Here is a 15,055-nt window from a genome sequence, read left to right on the forward strand (position 1 = left end):
TATGGCTGTCATCGCGTTACAGGGGTTTCGTGGCGGTACCGGTGCCACCTCGGTGACCGCAGCGCTGGCCTGGGGGCTCGCACAACTGAATGAAAAAGTGCTGGTGATCGACTTTTCGCCTGAAAACGTGCTGCGGTTGCATTTTGGTATGCCTTACGCTCAGTCGCGCGGCTGGTGTTCCGCGCATAAAGCCGGAGAAGCCTGGCAACAATCAGCGATGCGTTACCACGCACGTCTCGACTTTCTGCCTTACGGTCATGTTTCAGCTGACGATGTCAGTGAGGCCGATTTCGACTGGCAAAAAGCGCTCACGCAGCTCAAAAATACCGGCGTCTATGATTGGATCCTGATTGATTCTCCGGCGGCTGATCCTCTGCCTGCGCAGTCGCTGGCCGACAGCACGGTGGTACTTCTGCACGCCGATACCCAGTCGCATCTTCGTTTACACCAGCACGCCTTAGCGCCAAACGGGCGCTATCTGCTCAATCAGTTCGTTCCCTCCAGCCAGTTACAGCAAGATATTTTGCTGTTATGGCAAGAAACCTTGCCAGCATTGATCCCGGTGATTTTACATCGTGATGAAGCCATGGCGGAATCGCTGGCGGCGAAACAACCGGTCGGGGAATGGAAAGATAACAGCAAGATCGCCCGTGAAATGAATACGCTGGCAAACTGGTTCCTGCTCAATCTTCGTCAGCCGCAAGCGGTGCGGAGTCCGGCAAAATGAACGGCCTGTTGAACCTGTTTTTTGTGCCGCCCGTCATGCAGGAATTGCAGCACCGTTACCGCCGTTACCGGCAGGCAAAATCTTCACGCATTGCTTCCGGCATGATGATTGTTTGTGTGGCGCTGTGCTGGCTGTTTCTGCGTTTTGAATCACCTGCCTGGCAGCGTGTCGGTGCGCAGAGAACCCGCTGGTATCCGCAAATTTCGCCTTCGCGGGTGCGTATTGCCGATCCGCTGCGTTATCTCGTTCAGAGTCTGTGGTTAATGATCATTATCCCGGCAGGAAAAACCCGTGGCGGCATCGTTTATAGCCGGTGGCCGCAACGGCTGCGGGAAAGGATCCATCTCTGGCTGGAATCGTTGCCAAAACGGGTGACGCAAAGTCCGCTCGAAACCCGTATCACACGTCGTATCGGAAAAATGAACCGCGCCGGCAGGCGCATTCTGATGCTGATGGTGGGGCTGGTGGCGGTTACGCTGGCTATGTTCTGCATTTCCCAGCCATTTGGTTATATTGCCCAGTTTATTTTCGTGGTGCTGCTGTGGAGCATTGCGATGATTATCAGGCGCATTCCGGGGCGTTTCCCGGCGCTGATGATGATTGTTCTGTCACTGACCATTTCCTGCCGCTATTTATGGTGGCGCTATACCTCAACCCTGAACTGGGAAGATCCGCTAAGCCTGATTTGCGGTTTACTGCTGCTGGGCGCGGAAACCTACTCCTGGACCGTGCTGGTGCTCGGTTATATCCAGACCATCTGGCCGCTTAACCGTAAACCGGTGCCGATGCCTGAGGATGTCTCGACCTGGCCGACGGTTGATCTGATGATCCCCACTTATAACGAAGACCTCAGCGTAGTAAAACCGACGTTGTATGCGGCGCTCGGCCTGGACTGGCCCCGTGAAAAACTGACTATTTACCTGCTTGATGACGGCAACCGGCAGGAGTTCGCCGATTTTGCTCATGAAATTGGCATCAAATATATTGCGCGTGAAACCCATGAGCATGCCAAAGCCGGTAACATCAATAACGCCCTGAAACAGGCAAAAAGCCAGCTGGTGGCGATTTTTGACTGCGACCACGTACCGACCCGTTCTTTCCTGCAACTGACCGTCGGCTGGTTCTTCAAAGATAAAAAACTCAGCATGATGCAGACGCCGCATCACTTTTTCTCGCCGGATCCGTTTGAGCGAAATCTGGGACGTATGCGCCGCACGCCGAACGAAGGCGAGTTGTTTTACGGGCTGGTGCAGGACGGCAACGACCTGTGGGATGCCAGCTTCTTCTGCGGTTCCTGCGCGGTGTTACGCCGTGATGTGCTCGATGAAATCGGTGGTATCGCGGTGGAAACCGTCACCGAAGATGCCCATACCTCGCTGCGTATGCACCGACACGGCTACAGTTCAGCCTATATCCGTATTCCGCAGGCGGCGGGGCTGGCGACTGAAAGCCTTTCCGCCCACGTCAGTCAGCGTATCCGCTGGGCGCGCGGAATGGTGCAGATTTTCCGCCTTGATAATCCGCTGTTTGGCAAAGGGCTGAAACTGGCACAACGGCTGTGTTATGCCAACGCCATGATGCACTTCCTGGCGGGGATCCCGCGGCTTATCTTCCTGACCGCGCCGCTGGCGTTTCTGTTATTACACGCCTACATCATTTATGCCCCGGCGATGGCGATAGCGCTGTATGTCCTGCCGCACATGATCCACGCCAGCCTGACTAACTCCCGCGTGCAGGGGAAATACCGCCATTCTTTCTGGAATGAAATCTACGAAACCGTGCTGGCGTGGTATATCGCACGACCCACTACCGTGGCGCTGTTTAATCCGCACGCCGGTAAATTTAACGTCACCGCCAAAGGTGGCCTGAACAAACACGCCTACGTTGACTGGAAAATCAGCCGCCCGTATCAGATTCTGATGCTGCTTAACCTGGCCGGATTATTCTTCGGCATTTACCGCATTATTTATGGTCGCCCCGATGAAATCCTGACCGTGGTGGTGAGTATGGCCTGGGTGATTTACAACATGATTATTCTCGGCGGGGCGATTGCGGTGGCGTTTGAATCGAAACAGGTGCGTCAGGCGCATCGTGTCGAAGCCAGAATGCCAGCCTCGCTGATAAAACCGGACGGCCACATTTATGTGTGTACCGTGCAGGATTATTCGGACAACGGCGTCGGGCTGGAAACAGAAAGTGCCAGCCAGTTTACAGCCGGTGACAACGTCACGTTGCTGTTGCACCGCGGTCAGCAGGAATACACTTTCCCGATGCAAATCAGTCGTGTGTTTGGTAACAGCATGGGAATGCAGCTTCTGCCGCTCACCACGCAACAACATATCGATTTCATTCAATGTACTTTTGCCCGGGCTGACAGCTGGGTATTGCGCGAAGACAGTTTCCCTGAAGACAAACCGATGGAAAGCCTGCGTGAAGTGCTGGGACTCGGTATCCGCGGCTACCTGCGGATGCTGGATATTGCGCCGCAACGCTTCCGTCCGCTGGCCTCCCGCACCCGCTCGTTTGGCGGCTGGCTGCTGTCTTTCGCGCCGCGAAATCCGCCGCTGTCCGTTCAGCCTGATGAACCCAACCTGATGATGACCAAATAATGAAAAGACTTCCTCTAACAATTTTGATGGCATCCGCCCTGATGTCATTGGCGGTGGGTTCAGTGGCTCCGGCCTTCGGTGCGCCAGCTCCAGCCAGTGCAGGCAATCAACCCGTTCCCGAAGTTTCTGCGGACAATATCACGCCGTCGGCTCAGACGCAGGTGACATTACCGGTGGTTGCACCGGCAGTCGATCCGATGATCATTCCGGGCGCGCCGGTGCGCAGTGTCACGCTGCCGTTTGCGGATGTGGCGCCGACGCCGGGTGCGATTACCCTGCGCGGCATTCAGCCTAACGGTCAGATTGAATTCGGTGTGCGCAGTGATGAAGTGGTCACACAGGCGATGCTGAATCTGGAATTCACACCGTCACCGTCGCTGATCCCGGTACAGTCGCATCTTAAGGTGTATCTCAATGACCAGCTGATGGGCGTTGAAGTGATCGACAAAGATCAGCTCGGCAAGAAAAACCACTTACAGATGGCGATTGATCCGCGCTATGTCACAGACTTCAACCGCATCCGTCTGGAATTTATCGGCCATTACCAGAATGTTTGTGAGAACCCGGCCAATACCACGCTGTGGCTGGAGATCGGCAAGGGCAGTTCGCTGAGTCTGCAATACCAAAAACTGCCGCTGAGCAACGATCTGGCGCATTTCCCGGTGCCGTTCTTTGATGCGCGTGAAAGTCGTCCGCTGGATTTGCCGATGGTCTTTGCCGGGTCGCCGGACGCCACCCAGCAACAGGCGGCGGCAATTCTTGCCTCCTGGTTCGGGACCAAAGCGCAGTGGCGCGGTCAGTCGTTCCCGACGCTGTATAACCAGATGCCGGACAGTCATGCCATTGTGTTTGCCACCAATGACAAGCGCCCGGATTTCCTCAAAGCGTTGCCGCAGGTGAAAGGGCCGGTGGTGCAGATGGTCAGCCGCCCGGATAATCCTTACGTGAAAATGCTGCTGATTTTAGGGCGTGACGATAAGGATCTGCTGACGGCGGTGAAAGGCATCGCGCAGGGCAACATCCTGTTCCGTGGTGAAGCCATCGGCGTGGATAATGTTGACCAGGCTCAGCCACGTCAGCCGTACGATGCGCCAAACTGGGTGCGCACCGACCGCCCGATGAACTTTGGTGAACTGAAACAGTACGCCGAACAGTTGCAGTCAGACGGTATTCAGCCGAACCCGATTACGCTCAATATCAATCTGCCGCCGGACTTGTTCCTCATCAACAGCACCGGTATCGATATGCGGCTGAAATATCGTTATACGTCGCCGCAGCTGAAAAATACCTCGCGCCTGAGCATCAGCCTGAATAACCAGTTTGTGCAGGATCTGACGCTGAAAACCGGTCACGATCAGGATTCACAACTGCTGCATCTTTCCCTGTTGCAGGGACTGCTCGATGGCAGCAAAGACCTGAACATTCCGGCGCTGAAACTCGGTGCCGTGAACCAGATGCGCTTTGATTTCGACTACACCTCGCTGCTGGCCAGCGGCACGGAAGGTCGCTGCGAAACCTACACCACGGTGCCAAATCATGTGGTGATTGACGACAGTTCAACCATCGACTTCTCCGGTTACCGTCACTTTATGGCGATGCCGGATTTACGTGCGTTCGCCAATGCTGGTTTCCCGTTCAGCCGCATGGCCGATTTGTCCCAGACGCTGGTGCTGGTTCAGGGGCAACCGCAGCCGGTGCAGCTGACTACGCTGCTTGATGCGATGGGCAATATTGGCGCGCTCACCGGGTATCCGGCGCTCGGCGTGGGGCTGACGGAAGATACTGCTAAAGCCAAATCGACCGATGCGGATTTACTGGTGATCGGCAGTCTGCCGGAAAGTCTGCGTGACGACAGTATGCGCGATGACAAAAAAGCCAATTTGCTGATCACCGCAGCACGCGACGCCGTGAATACGCCCATCCGCCAGACTCCGCTGCCGGACAATACGGCACCGGCGAGTGACGCTCAGGTGGATACCCGTGCGCAAATCACGGCGCAGGGCCCGATAGCCGCAGTCGTCGGTATGCAGTCACCGTATTTTGACCAGCGCAGCGTCGTGGCGCTGATGGCGAACAGCCCGCAAGGCTTTGAAATGCTCAACACCTCGATGCAGGACACTAAACAACGCGCGCAGGTCTTCGGATCGGTCAGCGTGGTGCGTGATTCCGGCGTCAGCAGCCTGAGAGTGGGCGACACTTACTACGTCGGTCATCTGCCATGGTGGGAACGTGTGTGGAATGCGCTGGCGACTCATCCGGTGCTGCTGGCGGTGATGGCGGTGATCGTGGTGTTGCTGGCAGCGATTCTGTTGTGGACCGGCCTGCGTTATCTTGCGCGTCGTCGTCTGTCTGATGATGACCAGGAATAAGCACGTGAACACCTGTCACAGAATGCGTTTTCCTCTCAACCGGCTGGCCCTGACGTTAGGGCTGGCTGTGCTGGCTGCGCCGGCGATTTCAGCGCCGGTGGTTTCTCCCGAACAGTGGCTGCTTGAACAGGTGCGGGTCGGGGAGGCCAGCCATCAGGATGATTTAGTGCGCCAGTCGCTGTTCCGCCTCGAACTGATGGATCCGCAAAATCCTAAAGTGCTTTCGGCCCGTTTGCGTTTGCTTCTGCGTGAAGGCGATCAGGCCAAAGCGCAGCAGCAACTGGAAAAAATCAAACAGGTGGCGCCCGGCTCCGACGATTACCGGCAGGCAGAACTCAGCCTGAAAATCGCCTCGCCGGAGATGCAGCAAAAGTTGCAACAGACGCGTCTGCTGGCTACGGCAGGGCGGCTGGATGAAGCCAAAGCGCAGTACGACGAACTCTTTGGCGGCCAGCCGCCGACGCTGGATCTGGCCGTTGAATACTGGCAACTGATCGCCCGCCTCCCGGGGCAAAAAGCCCGCGCTCAGGCGCAGCTTCAGGCGCTGAATAACCAGTATCCGGGCGATGTTCAGCTGCGTCTGCAACTGGCGCAGATGGCCTTTGAGCAGGGTGATGACGCCAGAGCAGTGGGGCTGATCAAACAGGTTGCAGCCACCAATGAAGGGCGTTCACCCGCCGCCGATTTATGGCTGGCGCGCATTAAAGACCAGCCGGCAGGTAATGCCAGCGTCGACGCCCTGCAGCAGTTTATTGCTACCTTTGATACCGGTCCGCAGGTGATTGCGGCACAGCAGGAACTCCAGCGTCAGCAGGGGTTACTGGCCGATCCGCGTTATCAGGCACGTATCCGCGGTCTGGCGCAAATCGACAAAGGCGGTTCAACCGGCGCGATCGCACCGCTGAAACAGGCTTTACAGGCTACGCCAAATGATGCCGAAGTGCTGGGCGCGATGGGGCTGGCCTATTCCCGCGCCGGTAACCGCCAGCAGGCACTGACGATGTTCCAGCGCGCTAAAGCCGCAGAAACCGATGGCTATAATGCCGGAAAATGGAACAGCCTGATCCAGACCAACAGCTACTGGCTGAAAGTCGATCAGGGCGATAAGGCGCTGAAGGCCGGTCAGCTCGAGCAGGCCGTAGCGGCTTATCAGCAGGCGCAGCGCCTTGATCCGCGCGACCCGTGGGCACCCGTCGGGCTGGGTGATGTGGCGGTGGCACGTAAAAACGATCCACAAGCCGAACAGGCTTATCGCCGTGCGCTGATGCTGGAGCGTGATAACAGCAGCGCCCAGCGCGGACTGGCAAACATTTATCAGCGACAGTCGCCGCAAAAAGCTCTTGATTACATCAATTCATTACCGGCGGCGTCACGGGCAAAACTCAGTGACAAACAGCGCGGTTTACAAAGTGACATTGTCACTGCGCAGGCGGAAAAATACGCCGCCGAACGCAACTGGAATCAGGCAGCGAACCGTTATGCCGACGTGCTGAAATTCAATCCGGATGATGTCTGGGCCACATATCACTACGCTGAAACGCTGAGGGAAGCAGGCGAACCGGCCAAAGCCGATGCTGTTTTCGCACAGTTTGCGGCGAAGCATCCTTCCGACCCGCAACAGGTTTACGCCTATTCGCTGTATCTCTCTGGTTCAGACCGCGATGATGCGGCACTGCGTCATCTGCACACCTTGCCGGAAGCCAGATGGGACGAGAATATGCGCGAAATGGCGCAGCGCATCCGGCTGGACAAAACGCTCACTGCAATTGATGCCTCGCTGGCTGCGGGAAATACCGCGCAGGTAAAACAGGAATTACAGCAGGCCAGTCTTCAGGGCCTGAGCCTCAATCAGCAGCGTCGTGTGGCGATGGCGTGGCTGGATGTCGGTGAAACCAGCAGAGCGGCATCGTTGTTACAACCGCTGAAAGCTGCCGCCGCATCACAACCCGCAGGACAGGATAAGGCGTTGATCTATCGTAACGCTGCCAATGTTGAACAACAGCTCGGTCAGCCGCAGCTGGCGCGAGAGGATTATGAACAGGCGATGGTCGCCAGCGGCATCACCGATAAATTGCCGCAGGACAACGACGGTTATACGCGGCTGACGCGAAACAATGCGGGGGATGACTGGCTTAAACGCGGCATCCGTTCTGACGCGCATGATTTGTACCGCCAGCAGGACGTGAATTTTACCGTGGATACGGATTCCTGGACCTCAAGCGGGACGCCGGGTAAATCCGATCTCACTGCGAACACCACCATGTTCCAGGCCGATATGCCGGTTTATCAGGGACGCGGATTCCTGCGTGCTGACTGGGTGCGTATGGATGCCGGAACGTTCGACAATGAAAACGGCAACTATGAGGCGAGCTTCGGTACCTGTAGCGATCAAAACTGCCGCAGTTATCGCAGCCAGACAGCCAATGGTCTCAGCCTGGGCGCGGGCTGGGAAAATGACAAATGGAAAGGGGATCTGGGCACCACGCCGCTCGGCTTCCAGGTGGTCAACTGGGTCGGCGGACTGGCTTACAGCGGCGACTGGGACCAGATTGGCTGGACGACCACCGTTTCGCGGCGTCCGGTCTCCAGCTCGTTACTCTCGTTTGCCGGCGCAAAAGATCCGGGTACAGGCACCACCTGGGGCGGCGTTATCGCCACCGGTGGCAGTCTGGGTTTGAGCTACGATCAGGGGCTGGCAAACGGCATCTGGGCTGATCTGAGTGCGCATCAGCTGACGGGTAAAAATGTCGAAGACAACACCCGTGAGCGCCTGATGGGCGGGTATTACTACAAAGTCATCAATGAGGATAACCGCCGCGCGACCGTTGGTCTGAGTTCGATGGTCTGGCATTACCAGAAAGATCTCAGCGGCTATACGTTGGGACAGGGCGGCTATTACAGTCCGCAGCAATATTTCTCGGTTTCCGTGCCGGTTAATTATCGCCAGCGTACTGAGAACTGGTCATGGCAGCTGGGCGGTTCGGTTTCCTGGTCGCGCTCTTCGACCAGTGACCAAAAGCGTTATCCGATACAAAATCTGATCCCGGATTCGTTACCGGATAAAAGCGCCATCGAAACCGGCAGCAGCGGTTCTGGCTTCGGATATACCGTGCAGGCACTGCTTGAGCGCCGTGTCAGCTCTCACTGGACGGTCGGCGGCGGTATCGATATTCAGCAGGCTAAAGATTACACACCAAGCCATTTCCTGCTGTACGCGAGATATTCGATGAGCGGCTGGCAGGGGGATCTGGATATGCCGCCGGAGCCGTTAGTGCCGTATGCGGACTTTAAGTAATGCCAGACCGGGCCTTAGGGGGGGGCGCTGGCGCGAGGCTTTTCTCGCTTACAGAACGTTTGCAGCGGTGGTTGGATCGAGATGATTTCGGTTTCTCAATAGCAGAGATCACTTATCGCGCTGCGCCGAAACCGCCCAAAAGGGGCCATGACGGGCCCCTCTTGGATCTCCCTCGTCTTAAACTGCGCGCTATCGCTGGAACGACGGACATGTTCTGGGGCATCAGTGAGTGGCGCAAAATGTCATCGCTGCGCGATCCCCGAATTTCAGGTGTCGAGCCTCTGGTCTCGAACCATTCATTCGGTGCCATTTTTGAGCACGCCAATCCACTTTTCTAAAAGATGAAAAATAGTCTGCCGTTGACTTTAAGATCGTGCGGGCGATTCAGAAATCTTGCTGAACGGAGCGGCCTGGAGACCAAAGGCTCCAGGACCGAGTGAAGGCACCGCGCAGCGGCAAGATTTCCAGCCTGTCACTGCGGTAACTGAAACATAGCCAGCGAGCGGAGCGCGCAGTTAAAAAAACGCAGGATTCCAAAGGGTTTCGTTTAAAACCCTTTGGGCCCGTGTGGGCGGCGAGCCCACGACCTTGCCCTTAGTGGTCAGCGAAAAGCGAAATTAAACAGCGCCCTGTTTATAAGCATCCTCCCCCCATCTCACCATCCCCTCGAGCAACCGCTTCAACAACACCTGTAATTCAGCTGCCTTATCAGGCGCAAAAGCGAATGGCTCGATCTCCTCCATGTAATTCACCTGCGCCAGTTCCAGCTGAACGGCGTGAATATCCAGGTCCGGCTGACCGTAAGCACGGGTGATGTAGCCCCCTTTAAACCGGCCATTCAGGACATGACTGAACCGCGATTGCTGGTTACAGGTGCGTTCGAGGATTTCACTCAGCGCCGGTGAACAGCTGGCGGCGCTGTTGGTGCCGAGATTTAAATCGGGAAGCTGACCGTCGAAAAGACGGGGGATGACTGATGCAATGGAATGCGCGTCAAACAGCAGCGCGTAGCCGAATTCCTGCTTCATGCGCGCCAGTTCTGACTGGATTTTCTGGTGATACGGCTGCCAGATCTGTTCAAGATATTGCTGGCGCCGGGTATCTGCTGGCGTCATACCCGGTTTGAACGTAGCGCGGCCATCAAACAGCGTATCGGGATATAAGCCCGTCGTGGCAGTGGTATACAGCGGTTTATCGTCTGAAGGCCGGTTCAGGTCGATAACAAAACGCGAATACTGACCGACCAGAATGCTGGCACCGAGCGCCCGCGCAAAGTCGTACAACTGCGGAATATGCCAGTCGGTATCTGAAAGCGGAAGTGCCGCATCACTGAGACCGCTGGCGACCTCTGGCGTCAGGTGCGTTCCGGCGTGGGGAATGCTGATCAGTAATGGCGCGGTACCTTGCGTAAACTGGTAAGGTTCGGCGATAACAGTGTCAGTTGACAGGCTCATGAACGAAACTCTCCCCGGACTTCTCCACGAAAGACAACGGTGCAGGGCAACTGACCGCCCAGCCAGTAAACCAGCTCAGCAGGACGCGACAGCGGCCAGTGTATGAAATCAGCGACTTTTCCGGCTTCCAGCGTGCCGTGCGTATCCTGTAACCCGAGCGCCCGCGCGCCGTGGCAGGTGATCCCTGCCAGCGCTTCTTCAGGCGTCAGGCGGAACAAGGTACAGCCCATGTTCAGCATCAGACGCAGAGAAAGTGCAGGGGATGTCCCCGGATTGGCATCACTGGCCAGCGCCATAGGCACGTGATGTTTGCGAAACTCATTAACCGGCGGACATTGTGTCTCGCGCAGTAAATAATAGGCACCGGGCAGTAAAACAGCCACGGTGCCGCTGGCAGCCATTGCCTGTGCATCTTCGGGTGTGGCGTATTCCAGATGATCGGCGGATAACGCATGGTGCCGTGCCGCCAGTGCGCTGCCGTGCAGCGAAGACAATTGTTCGGCGTGTAATTTCACCGGCAAACCCAAAGCCTGCGCGGCGATAAATACCCGCTCAACCTGTGGCGCAGAAAAGGCCAGATGCTCACAAAACGCATCCACCGCATCGGCCAGATTTTCACTGGCGACGACCGGTAACAGCGTATCGCAGATGAGATCAATGTAGTCATCGGCACGCCCTTTGAATTCTGGCGGCAGGGCATGAGCTGCCAGACAGGTTGATTTCACGTCGACCGGCAACATATCGCCTAATCTGCGGATCACCCGCAACATTTTGAGCTCACTTTCTACGCTCAGTCCGTAACCGGATTTAATCTCAACGCAGGTCACGCCCTCTGCCAGCAGCGGCTGTAAGCGAAACAGCGCCTGCGCCAGCAGCTGGTCTTCGCTGGCTTCACGGGTGGCGTTGACGGTCGATAAAATCCCCCCGCCAGCTGCCGCGATGTCGGCATAACTTACACCGTTCAGCCGCTGTTCAAACTCTGCGCTGCGATCTCCGCCGAACACCAGATGCGTATGACAATCGACAAAGCCGGGCGTGATGATGCCGCCCTCAAATTCATGCACTTTTGCGCCGGGAAAATCCGGGCAATGGTCGGCGCTGCCGGTCCAGACGATTTTTCCGCCGGTAACCGCAATTACGCCGTTTTCGATCAGGTTGTAATGTCCGTCCTGCATAGTCACCAGCGTGGCACCGCGCCATACACTTTCGCAGTCAGAGGGGGGGGCGGAGGAAAATTGTGGGGAGAGGGCTATCGGCATGACAAAGACTCCAGGCTGAATTCATCTTGTATAGACAACTAAAGTCAACCTAACGCATAACCCACAAAGCGGCAAGGCAGCCAGCAATAGTTTTTTCTTATTACGAGATGTCTTCCAAAATTTGAATGAAGATTTGGATGAAGGTTTGTATGAAGAGATAGCGGCGCTCAACGCCGCTATTAAGGTGTGCCGGGGTCAGCCGTGGCTGGAGAAACGGCCGAATAACTGATAGCGGGAACCCGGATAAATCAGGCGTGCTGAGGTGACCACGCGGCTGCCGCTCCAGGTACGGCGGTGGATCAGGAGGCAGGGCTCATGTTCGCCCAGTTGCAACAATTCGCGTTGTTCATCGCTGGCGCTGATCGCTTCCACGCGATGTTCACCTGCAGTCAGCGGCGCGATTTCCATCAGATAGGTATAAGGCGACTGCTTGTTCAGCACCTGCTGCAAATAGTCTGGCGCAGTTTCGGGATTCACAAACCGGTCTTCGATTTGTACCGGTACATTGTTTTCGTAATGCACAATTTGCGAATAAAACAGCAGGGCACCGGTCGCGATCCCCAGCTGAAGCGCCTGATCGGCATCGGCCAGCCTGGCCTCACACACCAGGATCCTGCTGTCATGCTGATGCCCCCGCCGGGCGATTTCATCGGCAATGTTATGCACTTCCAGCATCGGGGTATAAGCCTTGGCTTCAGCAACAAAGGTGCCGACCCCCTGCATGCGGATCAAAAATCCTTCGCTGGTCAGCTCCCGCAGGGCGCGGTTGATGGTCATGCGGCTGACGCCAAGCTCGTTCACCAGTTCACTTTCAGAAGGCACGCGCTGGTGCGGTTTCCAGACACCGGCACGGATCTGACTGATGATTGCCTGTTTCACCCGCTGATAAATCGGCGCGGGCGTATCGCTCATGGCGCCCGCCAGTTCGGACAATGTCTGCCGGGACACTTCCTCTTGCGCGGTACCCGTCTGCGATAGTGGCGTGGTCTCCGGCATGTCATTTACCTCACTCAACTTTTTCTCTCCCTCAATTTTTATCTCACCCGACTCTTATCTCAGCCCACTTTTATCTCAACGAGCAAATGTACGGGCGTGCCGTGAACGTTTTACCAGTCTGCACGTTAGTTTCCCCCGGAGGAAATTAAACAAAGAGGGCGTGACGGAAAACTAATTTTATAAAAAAAGGACAGTTGCAAGTTTACAGCGCAATCAGGCATATGTATATGTATAGACAAGTTGCTTAAAGGTTTCGCAATTGTCTCAGGAAAATTGCGCTTATGTTTTTCTTGCTGACCTGGAACGCTGTTATGCCTGCTTATTTTGCTTCTCGCGCCTTACTTGCCCGGGGCTGGGCACACAATGTGCGTCTGGACGTAGATGTTACCGGATACCTTTCTGCTGTAACGCCTGACAGTGATCCGCAGGGCTGCCAGCGCCTCAGCGGCCCGGTTGTGCCGGGAATGCCTAATCTGCATTCCCATGCGTTTCAGCGGGTGATGGCCGGGCTGGCAGAAGTTGCCGGCGATCCGCAGGACAGTTTCTGGACCTGGCGTGATCTGATGTATCGCATGGTGCAGCGTCTTACACCCGAACAGGTCGGTGTGATTGCCCGCCAGCTGTACATCGAAATGCTCAAGGGCGGCTATACGCAGGTGGCTGAATTCCACTATCTGCATAACGACATCAACGGGCAGCCCTATGCCGATCGCGGTGAAATGACCGCGCATCTGAGCCACGCCGCCACACAGGTGGGCATCGGCCTGACGATGTTGCCGGTACTTTACAGTTATGCCGGATTTGGCGCTCAGCCCGCGCAGGCAGGGCAAAAACGTTTCATACAGGATGCAGACTGTTATCTGAAGCAACAGGAAATTATCCGCAAACAACTGAACGGCAATCCGCTGCAAAATCAGGGGCTGTGTTTCCATTCCCTGCGCGCTGTGACGCTTGAGCAAATGCAACAGGTGCTGAACGCCGGTGACAAAAATGTGCCTGTGCATATCCACATCGCTGAGCAGCAAAAAGAAGTGAATGACTGTCTGGGCTGGAGCGGTCAGCGCCCGATCAGCTGGCTTTATGACAATCTGGATATTGATGCCCGCTGGTGCCTGATCCACGCCACTCACGCTGACCGCTTTGAACTGGCGAGCATGGCAAAAAGTGGGGCGGTGGCAGGGCTGTGTCCGACCACTGAAGCGAATCTTGGCGACGGGATTTTCCCTGGTGTGGATTATCTGACTCACGCTGGCCGCTGGGGTATTGGTTCTGACAGCCATGTATCACTCAATGTGGTGGAAGAACTGCGCTGGTTTGAATACGGGCAACGTTTGCGTGACCAGCGCCGCAACCGCCTGACCACTCCTGCACAAAATTCAGTGGGGGACGTGTTGTATAGCCAGGCATTGCAGGGCGGTGCACAGGCCTGCGGGGCAGCCATCGGACAGCTTTCGGCAGGGTATCGCGCTGACTGGCTGGTACTCGACGGCAACAGTCCTTATCTGGCTGCGGCAAAAGACGGCGAGCTGTTTAACCGCTGGTTGTTTGCCGGTAATGCCGGGCAAATCCGCGATGTCTATGTCGGCGGTATCGCGCGCATTACAGACGGGCAGCATGAGCAACAACAGGCTGCGGCTGCGGACTTTCTGCACCTGCTGGATCAGCTGGCGGAGGACGCTGTATGACCGGCTGGCAGCATTTCACCTTTGACAGTCTGCCGGTCAGCCCGTGGCGCAACGGCGGTGGTGAGACCCGCGAAATCATCAGCTATCCGCCGGGTAAAAGTGATTTTGACTGGCGCATCAGCATTGCCACTGTCGCGCAGGACGGCCCGTTTTCGGCCTTTCCGGGTATTGACCGCTCCATTACTTTGCTCAGCGGTGATGGCGTGTATTTACAGGCATTGCCGGACATCGACCATGCTCTCACTGTTACCGGCGAACCCTTTTCATTTAGCGGGGATATCGCGCTCAGCGCCCGTCTGACGGGCGGTGTGACGACAGATTTCAACGTGATGACACGCCGTACAGTTTGCGCCGCGCGGGTCGTGCCTGTCAGGGAAAGCCTGTACTTCAGCCTTGAGAAAGGCGGGGTAATTTATGTCATCAGCGGGATATGGCAACGTCAGGATGGCACGCTGATCCGGGCGGGTGAGGGTTATTACTGGTCTGAACCGGCAGAACATCGTAGGGAGTCACTGACTCTGAAACCCGTTGAACAAGTGGACGGGTGCCTGTTGTTGTGGGCATCGATGATTGCACCGGAACACGTTTCTGTACCTTAGTTTTTAGCATTGTCATGAATACATAAACACCCGGCGGACAGCGTTCTTAGCCGGGTTTACTT

The 15,055-nt window shown here is 56.3% G+C and carries 10 protein-coding genes; 7 read left to right on the forward strand and 3 right to left on the reverse strand.

Annotated features, from left to right (window positions below):
- Position 1 precedes the first annotated feature (1 nt).
- The 5 genes from bcsQ (at position 2) to CKQ54_RS25525 (ending at position 9,338) form a co-directional block, all read left to right on the forward strand.
- Positions 2 to 727, forward strand: coding sequence for a cellulose biosynthesis protein BcsQ (gene bcsQ, locus CKQ54_RS14315; RefSeq protein WP_120163863.1), 726 nt, complete (start codon positions 2 to 4; stop codon positions 725 to 727).
- A complete protein-coding gene (bcsA, locus tag CKQ54_RS14320; protein WP_120163864.1) occupies positions 724 to 3,336 on the forward strand; it encodes a UDP-forming cellulose synthase catalytic subunit in 2,613 nt (870 codons plus the stop codon). The genes bcsQ and bcsA overlap by 4 nt, the downstream gene beginning before the upstream one ends.
- Positions 3,337 to 3,377: 41 nt before the next feature.
- A complete protein-coding gene (bcsB, locus tag CKQ54_RS14325) occupies positions 3,378 to 5,705 on the forward strand; it encodes a cellulose biosynthesis cyclic di-GMP-binding regulatory protein BcsB (RefSeq protein WP_425272787.1) in 2,328 nt (775 codons plus the stop codon).
- Between the two features lie 22 nt (positions 5,706 to 5,727).
- Complete coding sequence (locus CKQ54_RS14330) at positions 5,728 to 9,000, forward strand: cellulose biosynthesis protein BcsC (RefSeq protein WP_120163866.1); 3,273 nt, start codon at positions 5,728 to 5,730, stop codon at positions 8,998 to 9,000.
- Positions 9,001 to 9,161: 161 nt separating this feature from the next.
- Positions 9,162 to 9,338 (forward strand): hypothetical protein, encoded by a 177-nt coding sequence (locus CKQ54_RS25525; RefSeq protein WP_167459637.1) that lies wholly within the window; start codon positions 9,162 to 9,164, stop codon positions 9,336 to 9,338.
- A 279-nt stretch (positions 9,339 to 9,617) separates the two neighbouring features.
- Here CKQ54_RS25525 and hutG read toward each other — a convergent pair whose 3' ends face one another.
- From hutG to hutC, 3 genes are all read right to left on the reverse strand, one after another.
- Positions 9,618 to 10,454 (reverse strand): N-formylglutamate deformylase, encoded by an 837-nt coding sequence (hutG, locus tag CKQ54_RS14340; RefSeq protein ID WP_120163868.1) that lies wholly within the window; start codon positions 10,452 to 10,454, stop codon positions 9,618 to 9,620.
- Complete coding sequence (gene hutI, locus CKQ54_RS14345; protein ID WP_120163869.1) at positions 10,451 to 11,713, reverse strand: imidazolonepropionase; 1,263 nt, start codon at positions 11,711 to 11,713, stop codon at positions 10,451 to 10,453. Before hutI ends, hutG begins: the two co-directional genes overlap by 4 nt.
- 195 nt (positions 11,714 to 11,908) lie before the next feature.
- A complete protein-coding gene (gene hutC / locus CKQ54_RS14350) occupies positions 11,909 to 12,709 on the reverse strand; it encodes a histidine utilization repressor (protein ID WP_120163871.1) in 801 nt (266 codons plus the stop codon).
- Positions 12,710 to 13,020: 311 nt separating this feature from the next.
- On the opposite strand from hutC, the gene CKQ54_RS14355 reads away from it, so the two are divergent.
- Positions 13,021 to 14,394, forward strand: a complete 1,374-nt coding sequence (locus tag CKQ54_RS14355; RefSeq protein WP_120163898.1) for a formimidoylglutamate deiminase — start codon at positions 13,021 to 13,023, stop codon at positions 14,392 to 14,394.
- Positions 14,391 to 14,993, forward strand: a complete 603-nt coding sequence (locus CKQ54_RS14360; protein WP_120163872.1) for a HutD/Ves family protein — start codon at positions 14,391 to 14,393, stop codon at positions 14,991 to 14,993. Before CKQ54_RS14355 ends, CKQ54_RS14360 begins: the two co-directional genes overlap by 4 nt.
- The last annotated feature ends 62 nt before the right edge of the window (positions 14,994 to 15,055 follow it).

The sequence above is a fragment of the Rahnella variigena genome, from assembly GCF_003610915.1.
Taxonomy (GTDB): domain Bacteria; phylum Pseudomonadota; class Gammaproteobacteria; order Enterobacterales; family Enterobacteriaceae; genus Rahnella; species Rahnella variigena.